Annotated in this window: 14 protein-coding genes; 9 read left to right on the forward strand and 5 right to left on the reverse strand. The window is 69.4% G+C overall.

What is annotated here, in order from left to right:
- Positions 1 to 19 precede the first annotated feature (19 nt).
- The 5 genes from M2351_RS12265 to M2351_RS12285 all read left to right on the forward strand — a co-directional run bounded on the left by M2351_RS12265 (position 20) and on the right by M2351_RS12285 (position 4730).
- Positions 20 to 793 (forward strand): hypothetical protein, encoded by a 774-nt coding sequence (locus tag M2351_RS12265; RefSeq protein WP_264656336.1) that lies wholly within the window; start codon positions 20 to 22, stop codon positions 791 to 793.
- A gap of 81 nt (positions 794 to 874) precedes the next feature.
- Positions 875 to 2293, forward strand: coding sequence for an oxygen-independent coproporphyrinogen III oxidase (hemN, locus tag M2351_RS12270; protein WP_264656337.1), 1419 nt, complete (start codon positions 875 to 877; stop codon positions 2291 to 2293).
- Between the two features lie 95 nt (positions 2294 to 2388).
- On the forward strand, positions 2389 to 3009 hold the full coding sequence (locus tag M2351_RS12275) for a glutathione S-transferase family protein (protein WP_264656338.1): 621 nt from the start codon (positions 2389 to 2391) through the stop codon (positions 3007 to 3009).
- A gap of 49 nt (positions 3010 to 3058) precedes the next feature.
- Positions 3059 to 4237 carry a M20 aminoacylase family protein gene (locus M2351_RS12280; protein ID WP_264656339.1) on the forward strand — a complete coding sequence of 393 codons (1179 nt, stop codon included), beginning with the start codon at positions 3059 to 3061 and terminating at the stop codon, positions 4235 to 4237.
- A 4-nt stretch (positions 4238 to 4241) separates the two neighbouring features.
- On the forward strand, positions 4242 to 4730 hold the full coding sequence (locus M2351_RS12285; RefSeq protein ID WP_264656340.1) for a protease complex subunit PrcB family protein: 489 nt from the start codon (positions 4242 to 4244) through the stop codon (positions 4728 to 4730).
- Positions 4731 to 4847: 117 nt separating this feature from the next.
- Here the strand turns inward: M2351_RS12285 and M2351_RS12290 are convergent, their stop codons facing one another.
- The 3 genes from M2351_RS12290 to M2351_RS12300 form a co-directional block, all read right to left on the reverse strand.
- Positions 4848 to 5753, reverse strand: coding sequence for an ABC transporter permease (locus M2351_RS12290; RefSeq protein ID WP_264656341.1), 906 nt, complete (start codon positions 5751 to 5753; stop codon positions 4848 to 4850).
- On the reverse strand, positions 5750 to 6715 hold the full coding sequence (locus M2351_RS12295; RefSeq protein ID WP_264656342.1) for an ABC transporter permease: 966 nt from the start codon (positions 6713 to 6715) through the stop codon (positions 5750 to 5752). Before M2351_RS12295 ends, M2351_RS12290 begins: the two co-directional genes overlap by 4 nt.
- A 157-nt stretch (positions 6716 to 6872) precedes the next feature.
- A complete protein-coding gene (locus tag M2351_RS12300) occupies positions 6873 to 8546 on the reverse strand; it encodes a peptide ABC transporter substrate-binding protein (RefSeq protein ID WP_264656343.1) in 1674 nt (557 codons plus the stop codon).
- A 159-nt stretch (positions 8547 to 8705) separates the two neighbouring features.
- Between M2351_RS12300 and M2351_RS12305 the strand changes: the two genes are divergently transcribed.
- The 4 genes from M2351_RS12305 to M2351_RS12320 all read left to right on the forward strand — a co-directional run bounded on the left by M2351_RS12305 (position 8706) and on the right by M2351_RS12320 (position 12531).
- Complete coding sequence (locus M2351_RS12305; protein WP_264656344.1) at positions 8706 to 9485, forward strand: enoyl-CoA hydratase-related protein; 780 nt, start codon at positions 8706 to 8708, stop codon at positions 9483 to 9485.
- Positions 9486 to 9630: 145 nt separating this feature from the next.
- Positions 9631 to 11064, forward strand: coding sequence for an MFS transporter (locus M2351_RS12310; RefSeq protein ID WP_264656345.1), 1434 nt, complete (start codon positions 9631 to 9633; stop codon positions 11062 to 11064).
- Positions 11065 to 11114: 50 nt separating this feature from the next.
- A complete protein-coding gene (locus M2351_RS12315) occupies positions 11115 to 11318 on the forward strand; it encodes a hypothetical protein (protein ID WP_264656346.1) in 204 nt (67 codons plus the stop codon).
- Between the two features lie 322 nt (positions 11319 to 11640).
- Positions 11641 to 12531, forward strand: coding sequence for a LysR family transcriptional regulator (locus tag M2351_RS12320; protein ID WP_264656875.1), 891 nt, complete (start codon positions 11641 to 11643; stop codon positions 12529 to 12531).
- A gap of 366 nt (positions 12532 to 12897) precedes the next feature.
- Here the strand turns inward: M2351_RS12320 and M2351_RS12325 are convergent, their stop codons facing one another.
- Positions 12898 to 13446, reverse strand: a complete 549-nt coding sequence (locus tag M2351_RS12325) for a YajG family lipoprotein (protein WP_264656347.1) — start codon at positions 13444 to 13446, stop codon at positions 12898 to 12900.
- Positions 13447 to 13726: 280 nt separating this feature from the next.
- Positions 13727 to 14566: a universal stress protein gene (locus M2351_RS12330; RefSeq protein WP_264656348.1), complete on the reverse strand. Its 840-nt coding sequence runs from the start codon at positions 14564 to 14566 to the stop codon at positions 13727 to 13729.
- Positions 14567 to 14881: the final 315 nt, after the last annotated feature.

Below are 14881 nucleotides of genomic sequence, written 5' to 3' on the forward strand. Positions count from 1 at the left end.
ACAGCAGCGGGAGCGACGCATGACGGTCATATCGATCGCCGACCGGCTGAAGGCCGACACGGCGGCACAGCGTTCGATCGCGGCAACACCGATAGCGGGGCCGGTGGCGGGCGGGGCCTTCCTGGACGCGCTGGCGGAGACCGAACTCCGCGCGGCCCCGGATGTCTCCCCTGACTCCCGGGCACAAGCCGCCGACACGGTGGCGCTCACTTCGGTGATGAGCGGGCCGGTGGTGAACGGGCTGGTGGAAGCTGCCGCCGGTCTGGGCAATGGGGTTGATGGGATGGAAGCCGGCGCGTCCTCCGTCCGGGGCGTCGAACTCGGCAAACTTTTCCCCAAGGTACATTTTGCCGAGCTGCTGAAGGCAAAAACTGCCGCCCTGACCGAAGCCATGAACCGCCGCTTCGCGGTGGCCGACGTGGACACCAGCGTGCCGGTGCAGCTGGACATCGCCTCCGACGGCCGCATCCTGGTGCGCGGCGACCACCCGGACAAGGCCAAGATCGAGCGCCTGTTCGCCGAGGACCCGGACTTCGCCGACCAATACCGCGAGGTCGCCGGAGCGCAGGCCTTCCTGGCCGCCGGCCGCGTCACCGAACGGTTCCAGCTGGAGCTGGACGACACCGAGACGGAGGAGGAACGCAAGCGCGTCTACCGCCGCTTCGAGCCCATCTTCCAGCAATTGGAGCGGATCGGCGGGCAGATGACCCTGGCCGGAGGCTCCCTGAGCAGCGCCGCGGTGGACATGGCCTCCGCCCTCACCCACTTGCCCACCTGGGCCCTGACCAATTGAGCGGGGACCGGCCCAACGCTTGAACTCAACTCTTGACGTGGGTCAAAGCGAGGGGGCCGGGCTTGGACGATCCTCCCGCCCATGAACGCGATCCTCCCCGTGCCCTGCGCCGCACCCGCCACCGCATCCGCCGCCGCCGCCGGCCTCGACGCCGGCCTGCTCGCCAAGTACGACGGGCTGCGGATCCCCCGCTACACCAGCTACCCGACCGCCCCGCACTTCACCCCCGCGGTGGACGCCGGCGTCTATGGCGGCTGGCTGGAGGGGCTGGACACCGCCGCCCACGCGGGTTCCCTGTACCTGCACGTGCCCTTCTGCGCGCAGATGTGCTGGTACTGCGGCTGCCACACCAAGATCGTGGCGCGCTATGCCCCCATCGCGGAGTATCTGGGCCACCTGCGGCGGGAGGTCGGCATGGTCGCCGACCGCATCCCCGGCCGGCTGCGCGTGCGGCACATCCATTTCGGCGGCGGCACGCCGACCATGATGGCGCCCGAAGATTTCGAATCGCTGATCGCGCTGCTGCGCGACCGCTACGACGTCACCGCCGACGCGGAGATCGCGGTGGAGATCGACCCGCGCACCCTGACGAAGGAGATGGCGGAGGCGCTGGGCCGCGCCGGGGTGAACCGCGCCTCGCTCGGCGTGCAGGACTTCGACGCAGACGTCCAGGCGGCGATCAACCGCATCCAGCCGCGCGAGCGGACGGAGCAGACGCTGGAGTGGCTGCGCGCCAACGGCATCCGCCACATCAACCTGGACCTGATGTACGGCCTGCCCAAGCAGTCGGTGGAGAGCGTCGCCCGCTCCGCCGAGATCGCGCTGACCATGAATCCGGACCGGCTGTCGGTCTTCGGCTACGCCCACGTCCCCTGGATGAAGACGCACCAGAAGAAGATCGACGAGGCCGCGCTGGCCGGCACGCTCGGCCGGTGGGAGCAGTTCGCGGCGATCGCCGGCGTGCTGGAAGGCGCCGGCTTCCGCCCCATCGGGCTCGACCACTTCGCCCGGCCGGACGACGAGCTGGCCGTGCAGCAGGCGGAAGGCCGGCTGAGCCGCAATTTCCAGGGCTACACAACGGATGACGCGGAGGTGCTGCTGGGCTTCGGCGCGTCGTCCATCGGCGCGCTGCCCCAGGGCTATGTGCAGAACGCGGTGCCCTTCGACCAGTACGCCCAGGCCATCGAGGCCGGCACCCTGCCCACCGCCAAGGGCCTCGCCCTGACGGACGAGGATCGGCTGCGCCGCGACCTGATCGTGCGGCTGATGTGCGACCTGTCGGTGGACGTCGGCGCCGTCGCCGCGGCCCACGGGCGTGACCCGGGGTCCTTCGACGCCGATCTCGCGGCCATGGACGACCTCGTCGCCGACGGGGTCGCGGTGGTGGAGGGACGCCGGGTCGCCGTGCCCGAGTCCGCCCGCCCGCTGATGCGCATCGTCGCCGCGCGCTTCGACACCTACCTGTCCACCGGGGCCGGGCGGCACAGCAGAGCCGTGTAAGCGCCTTCAGCCCCTCCCTCTGGCCTTCCGCGCGCAAATCGGCGACAGTGGTCGCCGACGAACGCTTTCGGGGAAGCGCCGGGGGACGGGCACCGATGATCACGCTGTACACCTTCGCCACGCCGAACGGGCACAAGGCCTCCGTCCTGCTGGAGGAACTGGGCCTCACCTACAAGGTCCACAAGATCGACGTCGTGGCCGGTGAGAACCGGCACCCCGACTATCTGGCGGTCAGCCCGATCGGCAAGGTGCCGGCGGTGGTGGAGGACCTGCCCGCCGGCAAGAAGCGCCGCCTGTTCGGCTCCGGCGCCATCATGCTGCATTACGCGGAACGCACCGGCCGCCTGCTGCCGGACGGGGTGGACGACCGCGCCGAGGCGATGAGCTGGTTCCAGCTGGGCATCAGCGACCTGGGCCCCATGGCGGTGGAAAAGTTCCGCTTCTCGGTCCGCGCGCCGGAGAAGATCCCCTACGCCATCGACCTGTTCAAGGGCGAACTGGTGCGCTGCTACACCGCCATGGACGCCCGGCTGGCCGAGGTGGAATACCTCGCCGGCACCTACTCCATCGCCGACATCGCCTGCTATCCCTTCCTCGCCGTGGCCGGTCTGGCGAACCCGGACCTGCTGGAGCGCTTCCCCAACATCAAGCGCTGGCACGACACCATCGCCGAGCGCCCGGCGGTCAAGCGCGGCATGGCCGTGCCCGACTACTGAGCCACCACCCCCACGTTGCCGTTCCAAAACCACAAAAACCGTTAGAGACATGCCCATCATCAACCGGATCGCCGATTTCCACGCGGACATGACCGCGTGGCGGCGCGACATCCACGCCCATCCCGAACTGGGCTACGAGGAGCACCGCACCTCCGCCCTCGTCGCCGCGAAGCTGGCCGACTGGGGCATCGCGGTGGAGCGCGGGCTGGCCGGCACCGGCGTAGTCGGCACGCTGACGGGCCATGGCGGAAGCACCCGCGCCATCGGCCTGCGCGCCGACATGGACGCTCTGCCGATGCCGGAAGCGAACGCGTTCGCCCACGCTTCCACCAACGCCGGCGCCATGCACGCCTGCGGGCACGACGGCCACACCACCATGCTGCTGGGCGCCGCCCGCTATCTGGCGGAGACGCGCAACTTCGACGGCGTGGTCCACTTCATCTTCCAGCCCGCCGAGGAAGGCCGCGGCGGTGGACGCCGGATGATCGAGGACGGGCTGTTCGAGCGCTTCGACTGCGAGCAAGTCTACGGCATGCACAACTGGCCGGACCTGCCGGCCAACCAGATGGCCGTACATCCCGGCCCGGTCATGGCCGCGGCTGACCAGTTCACCATCACCGTGTCGGGCCACGGCGGCCACGCCGCCATCCCGCACCGGAGCATCGACCCGGTCCTGGTCGCCGCGCACATCGTCACAGCGGCGCAGAGTCTGGTCAGCCGTGGCACCGACCCGGCGGACAGCGCCGTCGTCTCCGTCACCTGGGTGCAGGCCGGCACCACCTACAACGTGATCCCCGACGAGGCGAAGCTGCACGGCACCGTGCGCACCTTCACCGAGGCAACCCGCAACCGCATCCGCGAGCAGCTGGGCCGGCTGGCGGAGAACATCGCCGCCGGCTTCGGCGCCACGGCGGTTCTGGAGTACCGGCCCGGCTACCCCGCCACCGTGAACACGGAGGCCGAGGCCAGGGTCGCCGCCGGGATCGCCGCCAAGGTGGTGGGCGAGGCGAACGTGACCTGGGCGCCGAACCCGTCCATGGCGGCGGAGGACTTCGGCTACCTGCTGCGCGAGCGGCCGGGCGCCTACGTCTGGCTGGGCCACGGCGCCCATACGGGGCCGTCCTGCCGGCTGCACAACCCGCACTACGACTTCAACGACGACATCCTGACCACGGGCGCCAGCTATTGGGCCACGCTGGTCGAGACCATCCTGCCCCGGAGCGCCTGACCGCATGCGAACGACGACGCCTCTCGCCGCCTCCCTGATCGCTCCCCTGGTCGCTTTCGCGGTCGTCCTGCCCCTGCTGGGCGCCTGCCAGACAGCCACGGAGACGGCGAGCGCGTCGCGTTCGCTGCTGCCCGCCGACGCCGCCCCCGGCACCTATTGGCAAGGCGATCGCAGCCAAGCCTTCGAGCGCGCCTACGTCGTCGCCCGCACCCCACAGGAATGGACCGAGCTGTGGTCCCGCGTCGGCGACCCCGCCCCCGCCGACCTGCCCGGCGACCAGATGGCGGTCGGCGTTTTCCTCGGCCCGCGGGACACCGCCGGCTACGGCGTCGCCATCGACACGGTGCGGCAGGAGGGAACCGACATCGTCGTCGGCTACCACGAGCACGTGCCCGGCCCGGCGCAGGCGGTCGCGCAGATGCAGACGTCGCCTTACGCGGTGCGCCTGCTGCCGAAAGCGGCGGGTGCCACGAAGTTCCATCGGGAGAAGTGAGGGCGCCGGAGCCCCCTCCCCAACCCTCCCCCGCTCACGCGGGAGAGGGGGCTTGGGAACAGTGGCGGCAGTCCCCTCCCCTGCCCAGCGGGGGAGGGTTAGGGTGGGGGCAAACCCCTACCGCTTCCCCGACGTCCTTGGATCCAGCGCGTCCTGCAAGCCGTCGCCCAGCAGGTTGACCGCGATCACCGTCAGGAAGATCAGCAGGCCCGGCCAGACGGCCAGCATCGGCGCGCTGCCGACCTGCTCCTGCGCGTTGGTCAGCATGTTGCCCCAGGAGGGCAGCGGCGGCTGGATGCCGAGGCCGAGGAAGCTCAGCACCGACTCCAGCAGAATCACGTTGCCGACGGTCAGCGTCGTCGCCACCACGGCCGGGGCGGCGACGTTCGGCAGGATGTGGGTCAGCATGATGCGGCGGCTGTCCGCCCCCATGGCGACGGCGGCCAGCACATAGTCGCGCCGTCGCGCCGACAGGGTCGCCCCGCGCACCAGCCGCGCCACCGTCGTCCAGCCGAACAGGGCGACCAACACGACGATGCGGATCAGGCTGGCGTCCTCGCTGCCCGCGACCTCCGGCGGGATGCCCAGCCGCGTCAGGTCGATAGCGCCCAGCACGATCAGCAGGGGCAGCAGCGGCAGGGCGATCAGCCCGTCGGTGACGCGCATCAGCAGGTCGTCGAGCCGCCCGCCGTAATAGCCGGCCAGCAGCCCGATCCCCGTGCCGATCACCGCGGAGGCCAGCGCCGCCGCCACGCCGACGAACAGCGACACCCGCCCGCCGTAGAGCAGCCGCACCAGCACGTCGCGCCCAAGCTCGTCGGTGCCCAGCGGGTGGCCGAAGGACGGCGGGCCGAACCGGTCGAGCAGGCTGACCGCCGTGGGGTCCAGGCCAAGCTGCGCCTCGATCAGCGGCGCGGCCAGGGCGGCCCCGGCCAGGATCACCAGCAGCAGCGCGCTCGCCAAGGCGAGGCGGTGGCGGGCGAAGCGCCGCAGGAAGCGGCCCAGGGAAACCCGGGTCCTCACGACTCCCCGCCCTTGAAGGAGATGCGCGGGTCGAGCGCCACATAGGCGACGTCGGCCAGCAGGTTGCCGACCAGCGTGGTCAGCGTGGCGAACAGCAGCGCCACCAGCGCCACGTTCAGGTCGTTGCCCATGATGCTGTCGTAGATCAGCTTGCCCATGCCGGGCCAGGCGAACATCGTCTCCGTCACCAGCGCGCCGGAGAAGAGCGCGCCGAACTCCAGCGCCACGACGGTGACGATGGGAATCAGCGCGTTGCGCAGCGCGTGGCGCCAGACCACCCGCTCCTCCCCCAGCCCCTTGGCGCGGGCGGTGCGGATGTAGTCCTGCCGCAGCTCCCCCAGCATCGCCGCGCGGACGTAGCGCGTGTAGCCGCCGATGCTGGCCAGCGTCAGCGAGGCCACCGGCAGCACGAGGTAGGGCAGCCGCTGCCACCAGCCCTCGCTTCCCACGGGGCCGAGGCCGGAGGCCGGCAGCCATTGCAGTTCCACCGCGAACAGCAGGATCAGCAGCAGCGCCAGCCAGAAGGCCGGGACGGAGATGCCGGCAAAGCAGAACAGGTTGATGGCGTTGTCCGCCCAGGAATAGGGCCGCCGCGCCGCATAGACGCCGAGCGGCAGCGCCACCGCCAGCGTCAGCGCCATGGACAGCCCGAGCAACAACAGCGTGTTGCCCAGCCGCGGCCCCAGGATGGACAGCACCGGCTGCGAATAGAGCCGCGAATAGCCGAAATCGCCGGCCAGCGCCGCCGTCAGCCAGTGCCAGTAGCGTTCCAGCAGCGGCCGGTCGAGCCCGTACAATGCCTTCAGCCGCGCCGCGTCGGCCGGCGTGGCGCGCGGGTTGCCGGCCAGCATCATGTCCACCGGATCGCCCGGCATCAGCGTCATCAGGACGGTGACCGCCAGACTCATCAGCAACAGGACGACCAGCGCCTGGAGCAGGCGGGAAGCGAGGAAGCGGGTCATGCGGGTTCTTCGGAGGAGTGCACGCGTTGGGCCCCCACCCTAACCCTCCCCCGCTGCGCAGGGGAGGGAACTCCGCCGCAGCGCAGAAGCCCTCCCCCGCCGAAGGTGGGGGAGGGTTGGGTGGGGGCCAAATGCGACAACGTACCTCTCACCCCCCTCACCCCTTCGGCTTCCACGTCTCGATCCAAAGCGTACTGGAATCCAGGTGGCCGGTGGGCACCACCCCATCCAGCCATTGCGGCAGGATGTAGGGGTCGGCGCGGAAGAACAGCGGCAGGTTGGGCAGGTCCTGGGCGTAGATGGTCTGCAGCTTCGCCCACAGCGCGCGGTTGGCCTCGGGCTCGCAGACATGCTCCAGGTCCTCCAGGACCTTGTCCATCTCCGGATTTTTGTAGCCGGTGTAGTTCTGGCCGGCCCAGTTGTTCGCCTCGCTGGGGATCATGCTGGAATGCAGGATGGTGCGCGGGATGTTCTCCGGCGCGCTGACCCAGGCGAACAGGGCCATGGACTTGAAGCGGCGCTTCTCCAGCGTGTCGCCGAACAGGACGCGCGGCGGCTCGTTGATGATGCGCACCTCGACGCCGGCCTGCCGCCACTGCGCCTGCAGCACCTGCTCCAGCACCTCGCGGGAGCGGTTGCCGGCGGTGGTCATGATCTCCAGCGACAGCCGCTCCCCCTTGGCATTGTGGCGCACGCCGGCGCGCCGCTCCGTCCAGCCGGCCTCGTCCAGCAGCTTCGCCGCTTCCTTAGGGTCGTAGGCGTAGGTCGGGTAGCCCGGCACATGCACGCGGTCGAGCGGGCTGATCTCGTTGTCGGCGACCGGCTGCCGCCCTTCGTAGAGCTGCTTGGAGATGGCCTGGCGGTCGATGGACAGCAGCAGGGCCTTGCGCACCCGCACGTCGGCCAGCGCCGGGTTGTCCAGGTTCAGTTCCACATGCTCGAAGAAGAGGCCGGGCTTGTAGATGATGTTGTAGCGGCTGCCGTGCCGCTTCTCGAAGGCCAGCACCTGGTCGAGGGGCAGGCCGGTCTCCCCCGGCACCATGTCGATCTGGCCGGCCAGCAGGTTGGCCTCCAGCGCCGAGGTGTTCTCGATGGCCCGCACGACCACGCGCTTGAAGGGCGGCTTCGGCCCCCACCAGGTCGGGTTCTGCTCCAGCACCACGTGGCTGCCCGGCTCCACCTGCGCGATGCGGTAGGGGCCGAAATAGAGGCCGGGGTTGGTGGTGTCCGTCTCGTACTTGGACCGCGTGCGGTAGTTGGCCGGGTCGGCCTCGAACACCGGCCGTTCCAGGTGGGCCGGCAGGATCTCGAAGTCGTTGATCTCGGCGTAGGTGCAGACCGCCTTGTCGCGGTGGATGGTGAAGGTGCGCTCGTCCTTCACGTCGATGGCGACGATGTCGCGCGCGAACAGATCGAAGTTGGCGTAGCCGCTCTGCGGGTGCTTGCCGACGGTCCAGGTGAACAGCACGTCGTCGGTCGTCACCGGCTTGCCGTCGCCCCAGGTGGCCTTGGGGTTGATCGTGTAGGTGACCTTGATGCCCTTCTTGCCATCGGGCCGCGTCTCGTACTCCGCCGTGCCCTTCTCGATGGAGGGCAGCTCGGTGCAGAGCATGCAGGTCAGCCGCCAGTCGGCGTCGTAGGCGGTGAAGGGCCGCCGCGCCATGGCCAGGATGTAGGCCTTCGCCGACATCGCCTCGACCGAGGGGTGCCAGTTGCTGGGGAACTGGGTCAGGCCGATGGTCAGCTCGTCCTTCGCCGCCCGCGCGGGCGCCGGCCCGAACGTTCCCGCCAGCAGTCCCGCAAGCAGCAGCGCGGCCAATCCGTTTCGCATTGCGGCGTCGTCTCCGTTCCCGTGAACCCGGGAACGAACTATGGGGACGGGGAGCGCTCCGGTCCAGCGCGGAAGGGACACACTTGACTGGAACGGACGGCGGGTGTTTGTGCAAGGCACCATACGCAACCGGATGGAAGTAGGGAGCCCGAGAACGCCATGCCCGGCACCGTGACCCTGACGCGCGACGGCGCCGTCGCCACCCTGACGCTCAGCAACCCCGACAAGCTGAACGCCTTCGACAAGCCGATGTGGCACGCACTGGTCCCGCTGCTGCGGCAGCTGGGCGCCGACGATTCGGTGCGCGCGGTGGTGCTGCGCGGGGCCGGCGGGCGGGCCTTCTCCCCCGGCGCCGACATCTCCGAGTTCGAGACGGAGCGCAACAGCCCGGAGCAGGGCTCCGCCTACGGCGTTCTGATGGACGAGGGGCTGACCCTGCTGCGCGAATTGCCGCATCCGACGCTGGCGGCGATCCAGGGGGCCTGCTGCGGCATCGGGCTGGCGGTGGCGCTGGCCTGCGACCTGCGGGTCTGCACGGAGAACAGCCGCTTCGGCGTGCCGGTCAGCCGGCTCGGCATCTCCATGGCCTTGCCGGAGCTGAAGCTGGTCCACGACATCGCCGGCGGCCCGGCGGCGCTGGAAATCCTGCTGGAAGGCCGGGTGTTCGGCGCGGCGGAGGCCAAGGACAAGCGCCTCGTCACCCGCGTCGTGGCCGAGGACGCCTTCGAGGGCGAAATCGCCGCGACGGTGGAGCGCATCACCGGCGGCGCCCCGCTGGCCGCCCGCCTGCACAAGCAGTTCGTCCGCCGCCTGTCCGACCCCACCCCCCTGACCGAGGCGGAGATGGCCGAATGCTACGACTGCTTCGGCACGGAGGATTTCCGCGAGGGGTACCGGGCGTTTTTGGAGAAGCGCAAGCCGGTGTTCCGCGGGCGGTGAGGGGGCGGGTGGGAGAGGGCGCCACGCCCGCACTCCCCCGCGCATGCCAGGGATCCCGCGAAAGCGATGGTCGCGCGGCTGGAAAAGTCCAGATTTGTACGGTTGACCAACCGCGATCGCCCCACCTTTCCGGTCCCTGCCCCTTATGCCTCGCGCCACCCGCCTGACCCCCTTCATCATCGCCTGCGCCCTGTTCATGGAGAATCTGGACGCGACGGTGATCGCCACCGCCCTGCCGCAGATCGCCCATTCCATGGGCGAGCAGCCGCTTCGGCTCAGCCTCGCCATGACCTCCTACATGCTGGCGTTGGCCGTGTTCCTGCCCGTCAGCGGTTGGATGGCCGACCGGTTCGGGGCGCGCACGGTCTTCGCCTCGGCCATCGGGGTGTTCACGGTGGGGTCGGTGCTCTGCGGTTTCTCCAACGGCCTGTTCGAACTGGTCGGCGCGCGCGTGCTCCAGGGGCTGGGCGGCGCGATGATGGTGCCGGTCGGCCGGCTGATCTTGCTGAAGACCGTGCCGAAGGACCAACTGGTCGGTGCGATGGCGCAGATGACCATCCCGGCGCTGGTCGGGCCGGCGGTCGGGCCGCTGGTCGGCGGCTTCATCGCGACCTACGCGTCCTGGCGCTGGATCTTCTTCATCAACGTGCCGATCAGCCTGATCGGCATCGCGCTGGTCCTGACCCTGATCCCCAACGTGCGGGAGGAGGAGGTGGAGCCCTTCGACGGCGCCGGCTTCGCGCTCAGCGCCGTGTCGCTGGCCGCGCTGATGTTCGGGCTGGAGAATGTCGGGCGCACCGTGATGCCGCCGGCCGCCGTCGCGGGCGTGCTGGCGGTGGGGGTCGCGGCCGGCTGGCTGTACCTGCGCCACGCGCGCCGTGTGCCCCGGCCGGTGCTGGACCCCAGCCTGTTCAAGCTGCCCACCTACTGCGCGGCGGTGCTGGGCGGCACGTTGTTCCGCATCGGCATCGGCGCCGTGCCCTTCCTGATGCCGCTGATGCTCCAGGTCGGGTTCGGTCGCACGGCCTTCGAATCCGGCGCGCTGACCTTCGCCGGGGCGGTCGGCGCCCTGACCATGAAGACGCTGGCCAAGCCGATCCTGCGCACGGTCGGCTTCCGCCGCGTGCTGATGGGCAACGCGCTGCTGAGCGGCGCGATCCTGATGGGCTACGCGGCCTTCCGGCCGGAGACGGCGCACTGGGTCATCCTGGGCGCGCTGCTGACGGGCGGCTTCTTCCGGTCGTTGCAATTCACCGGCCTGAACAGCCTCGCCTACGCCGAGGTGGCGAAGCCGCGGCTGAGCCGCGCCAACACGCTGTCCAGCGTGGTGCAGCAGGTGTCGCTCAGCCTGGGCGTCGCGGTGGGCGCCCTGGTGCTGCACCTGACGCAGATCGTGTCGGGCGGCGCCGAACTGGCGCCCGCGGATTTCGTCCCCGCCTTCCTGACGGTGGGTGGCATGGCCTGCCTGTCGGCCCTGTTCTTCGTGCGGCTGCCGCCCGACGCGGGTGCGGAGATCAGCGGCCACCGCGCGCGAGCGCGGGCGAAGGAACCGCCGCAGGCCTTGGAAGCCGCCGATTGACCGGCTGCGCTGTTGTCCCCGGTGAAGACACACCACAGGGGACACCGGCCATGGCCGAAAAAGACGCCGACAAGCCCACCTTCGCCAACGACACCGATGGCCTTCAGGCGCCGTCCATTGAGACGACGCCCGGCACCATCCCGCAGACCCCGCTGCCCGGACGCGCGCCGTCGCGGCCGGAGGCTGGCTCCGACAGCAAGGTCGGAACGACGGAAGGCCCCGCCAACCGCCCCGGCGCGGCTCGTCGGCCTTGACAGGCTGGGCCGCCGGCTCGGTCCGGAGTCGGCCGCCCCTCCGCACCCGACCCCAACGGACAGCGGGGAATTTCATGGATGACCCCACCACCCCACAGTTGCGCCCATTGGCGTTTCAAACAAATCGCCTAAAATTTATGTGCTGATTTGTCCTCCCGTCCGAAAATTCTTGCCAAGCTTTGCTCTTTTTCGTGCCGTCCCCATGTCGTCGGGCGTGCGTTGGCCGCGCGTTCCCGGTATAAACATGCATGGCGGCCATGCGCCGCCATTATAGAATGAACGGGAGGCTTCCCGCCGTGGCGCGGGGGCGAGACAAGGCATGATGGACTGGGACAAGCTTCGGGTCTTCCACGCCGTGGCCGAGGCTGGAAGTTTCACGCACGCCGGCGAAACGCTGAACCTCAGCCAGTCGGCGGTGAGCCGCCAGATCAGCGCGCTGGAGGAAAGCCTCGGCGTGCCGCTGTTTCACCGGCACGCCCGCGGCCTGATCCTGACGGAGCAGGGCGAGCTGCTGCACCGAACGGCGCGCGACGTGTTCGCGAAGCTGTCGATGACCGAGGCGATGCTGACCGAAAGCCGGGAGCATCCGAAGGGCCCGCTGCGCGTGACCACCACGGTGGCCTTCGGCTCGACCTGGCTGACGCCGCGGGTCAACGAGTTCCTGTCGATCTACCCGGACATCCAGCTGACCCTGCTGATCGACGACAACGAGTTGGATCTGGCCATGCGGGAGGCGGACATCGCCATCCGCATGAACACCCCGCGCCAGCCGGACCTGATCCAGCGCCACCTGATGTCGGTGCATTTCCACCTCTATGCCCACCAGAGCTACCTGAAGAAGCGCGGTGCGCCGAAGGTGGCCGCGGACCTGGACGGGCACGACGTCATCGCCTACCCGCCGGACGTGCGGGCGCCGATCGCGAACGTGAACTGGATCATGGACGTGGGCGACCCCGCCCCCAACGCCCGCCGCCCGATCCTGCAGGTCAACAGCAACTACGCCATCTACCGCGCGGTGGAGAGCGGTCTGGGCATCGCCGCCCTGCCCGACTACCTAGTGAGCGACAGCAAGGAGCTGACCCGCGTTCTGCCGGACATCGACGGCCCGAAGGTCGACGCCTACTTCGTGTATGCCGAGGAACTGCGCCATTCCAAGCGCATCGCCGTGTTCCGCGATTTCCTGGTCAAGAAGGTCGCCGAGTCCGCGTTCTGAGCGGACCGTCTGCCCACAAAGGCAGCGTGCAATACCGCTGCCGCGCCGGGTGGTGATGCCCTTATCCTTTGGCATCACCACCATCGTTGCGGGATTTCCTTTTATAAAATCAACGACTTGGAAGCCATGCGGTTATCGCATGGCCGATTTTGCGATTCGGGGGTGGAATCATTTGAGCAGAATGGTCAATTCTTGAGCGTTGGATGTTGCGCCGCAGCATCCGGCGTTTCGTCCCGGAAGCTCTCTTCCGGGGTTGGGTCTTCGGACCCAGCGTCTCCCAGACGTGAAGCCTCCCTGTTCAACTCGCCGGCAACCCAATGGGTTAGCCGGCGGTTTTTTTATCGGGGGGCTGTTCCTAACCGGACTTTACCTGCGGGCCGGAGGCGTGCCGGCCGGGCGGGCGGCCACGCTGTGCAGCAGGGGGTTGTCGAGCGCTTGGTCCACCGACGCCTGCAGGCTGTCGTTCGTCATTGCCCGAAGCTCGTCCACCCAGTTGACGTTTTCCGTCTCGGAATAGCGGGCCATGCCGGTCCGGTTGTTCTCCACGGTCTTGTCGTAAACAACCTGCCCGGTGGCCTTGTCGACCAGGGTCAGCTGGAATCGGGCGTGCGCTTCCTGGCGGACGAGCTGGCTGCAATCCAGCCGCTCCACCTTGATGTCCAGGCCGTAGGGCGCGGCGCTGGTGGTGGCGAGCATGCCACGCGCGGCGAGACCGTCGGAAAAGGCCTTCCGCACGATGGCCTGCACCGGCTCGGTCGTCTCGATCGTGATCGCGGGGTTGCCGTAGCCGCCGCGGACCGCACCGAGCCGCGTTCCCGTGTATTTGCGCGCGTCGGTGACGCCGGTCAATTCGATGGCTTGGGCGGCGGCGGCCGGCTTTTCGACCGTGGTGGCCGCGTTGTAGGCCAGAGGCACCCGGTGCGTGCCGCACCCCGCCAAACCGAGCCCCAACAGCCCGGCGAAACCCCAGGCAACATATCTCCGAACACCGTTTCGACGCACGTCGTCCCCCACAATCCGACAGGATCCACGCCGCGGCCGACGCCCGGGGTGTGTCGCTCAACCTCAAATCGGGGCCGAACGTCCCGGACGGCCGGGGCATGATGGCAGGACTGTGCCAGCACAATTCCAACGTGTCCACGGACTCTTGCGGCCGGCCAACCCATCGGGTTGGCCGGCGCCCAGTGACTCGGTCTTAGTGGCTCATCAGAACCGGGACGGTCATGTGCTCCAGCATGAAGCGGGTCATGCCGCCCAGCACCTGCTCCCGCAGGCGGGAGCGCCCGTAGGCGCCCATCACCACGAGGTCGCAGGATTCGTCGGACACCGTGTTCAGCAGCGTGTCGCCGGGGTCGACCTGGTCGGTGGAGACGCGCGTCGCCTCGACCCGGCAGCCGTGCCGGGACAGGTTGCGGGCGATGTCCGCCCCGGGCTCGTCCCCGATGCCGGCGGCACCGGACCGCGGGTTGACCGCCAGCAGCACCACCCGCTTGGCCGCGGCGAGCAGCGGCAGGGCGTCGGCGACGGCACGCGCCGCCTCGCGGCTGCCGTTCCAGCCGACCAGGACGCGCTCGCCCACTGTGGCGAAGCGGCCGACATAGGGCACCACCAGCAACGGGCGCCCGCATTCGAACACCAGATCCTGGGGCAGCACGACCGGATGGTCGCGGTCGCGCCTCGGGTCGACCTGCCCGACGACCACAAGGTCGGCGTAGCGCCCGTGCAGCGCCGTCGCGTCGGTCGGGTTGCCGTGCACCAGCCGCCATTCCGACCGGTCGGTCAGGCCGTGGCGGCGCATCGCGGCGTCGAACAACGCCTCGGCCTTGGCCGCCTGCTCCTGCGCGTAGCGGCGCTGGTTGTCGCGCACCTCCTCCGGCAGTTCGGATTCGATGTAGCCGGGAAGGACGACCGGGGTGACGGCGTACAGGCCGGTGACATGCCCGTCGTTGCGGGCGGCAAGCTGGGCGGCAATGTCGATTCTCGCCGCCGAGGCCGCGCTGTCGTCGACCACAACCAGCAGATCTTTGAACGCCATGGCGATTCTCCCTGATAGCCGCGCGGGGCAAGGCTGGAAATGCCGGGCATTCGAGTGCGCCGCCACTCGCGCGCTGGTCGAAATTATAGCCCCGCCCCAGCCCTGCGGCGATGATCAGAATGGAGAACGCAGGCATGACGTCTCTGCGCTTCGCCGGCTGCGGCCCGGGCCGGCGGCAACCAAATGTACGTATACGAATCAGCGGGTTGGCTGCGCTCCGCCCGTTGCACCGCAGCGCGCAACGAAAACACGCCTGAACTTGTCTTCCCGTCAACCTGAGTTTGCAGGAATACTGGGGTATGAACCCCCTCCGGC

Origin of the sequence: Azospirillum canadense (assembly GCF_025961225.1) — a bacterium.
GTDB lineage: Bacteria > Pseudomonadota > Alphaproteobacteria > Azospirillales > Azospirillaceae > Azospirillum > Azospirillum canadense.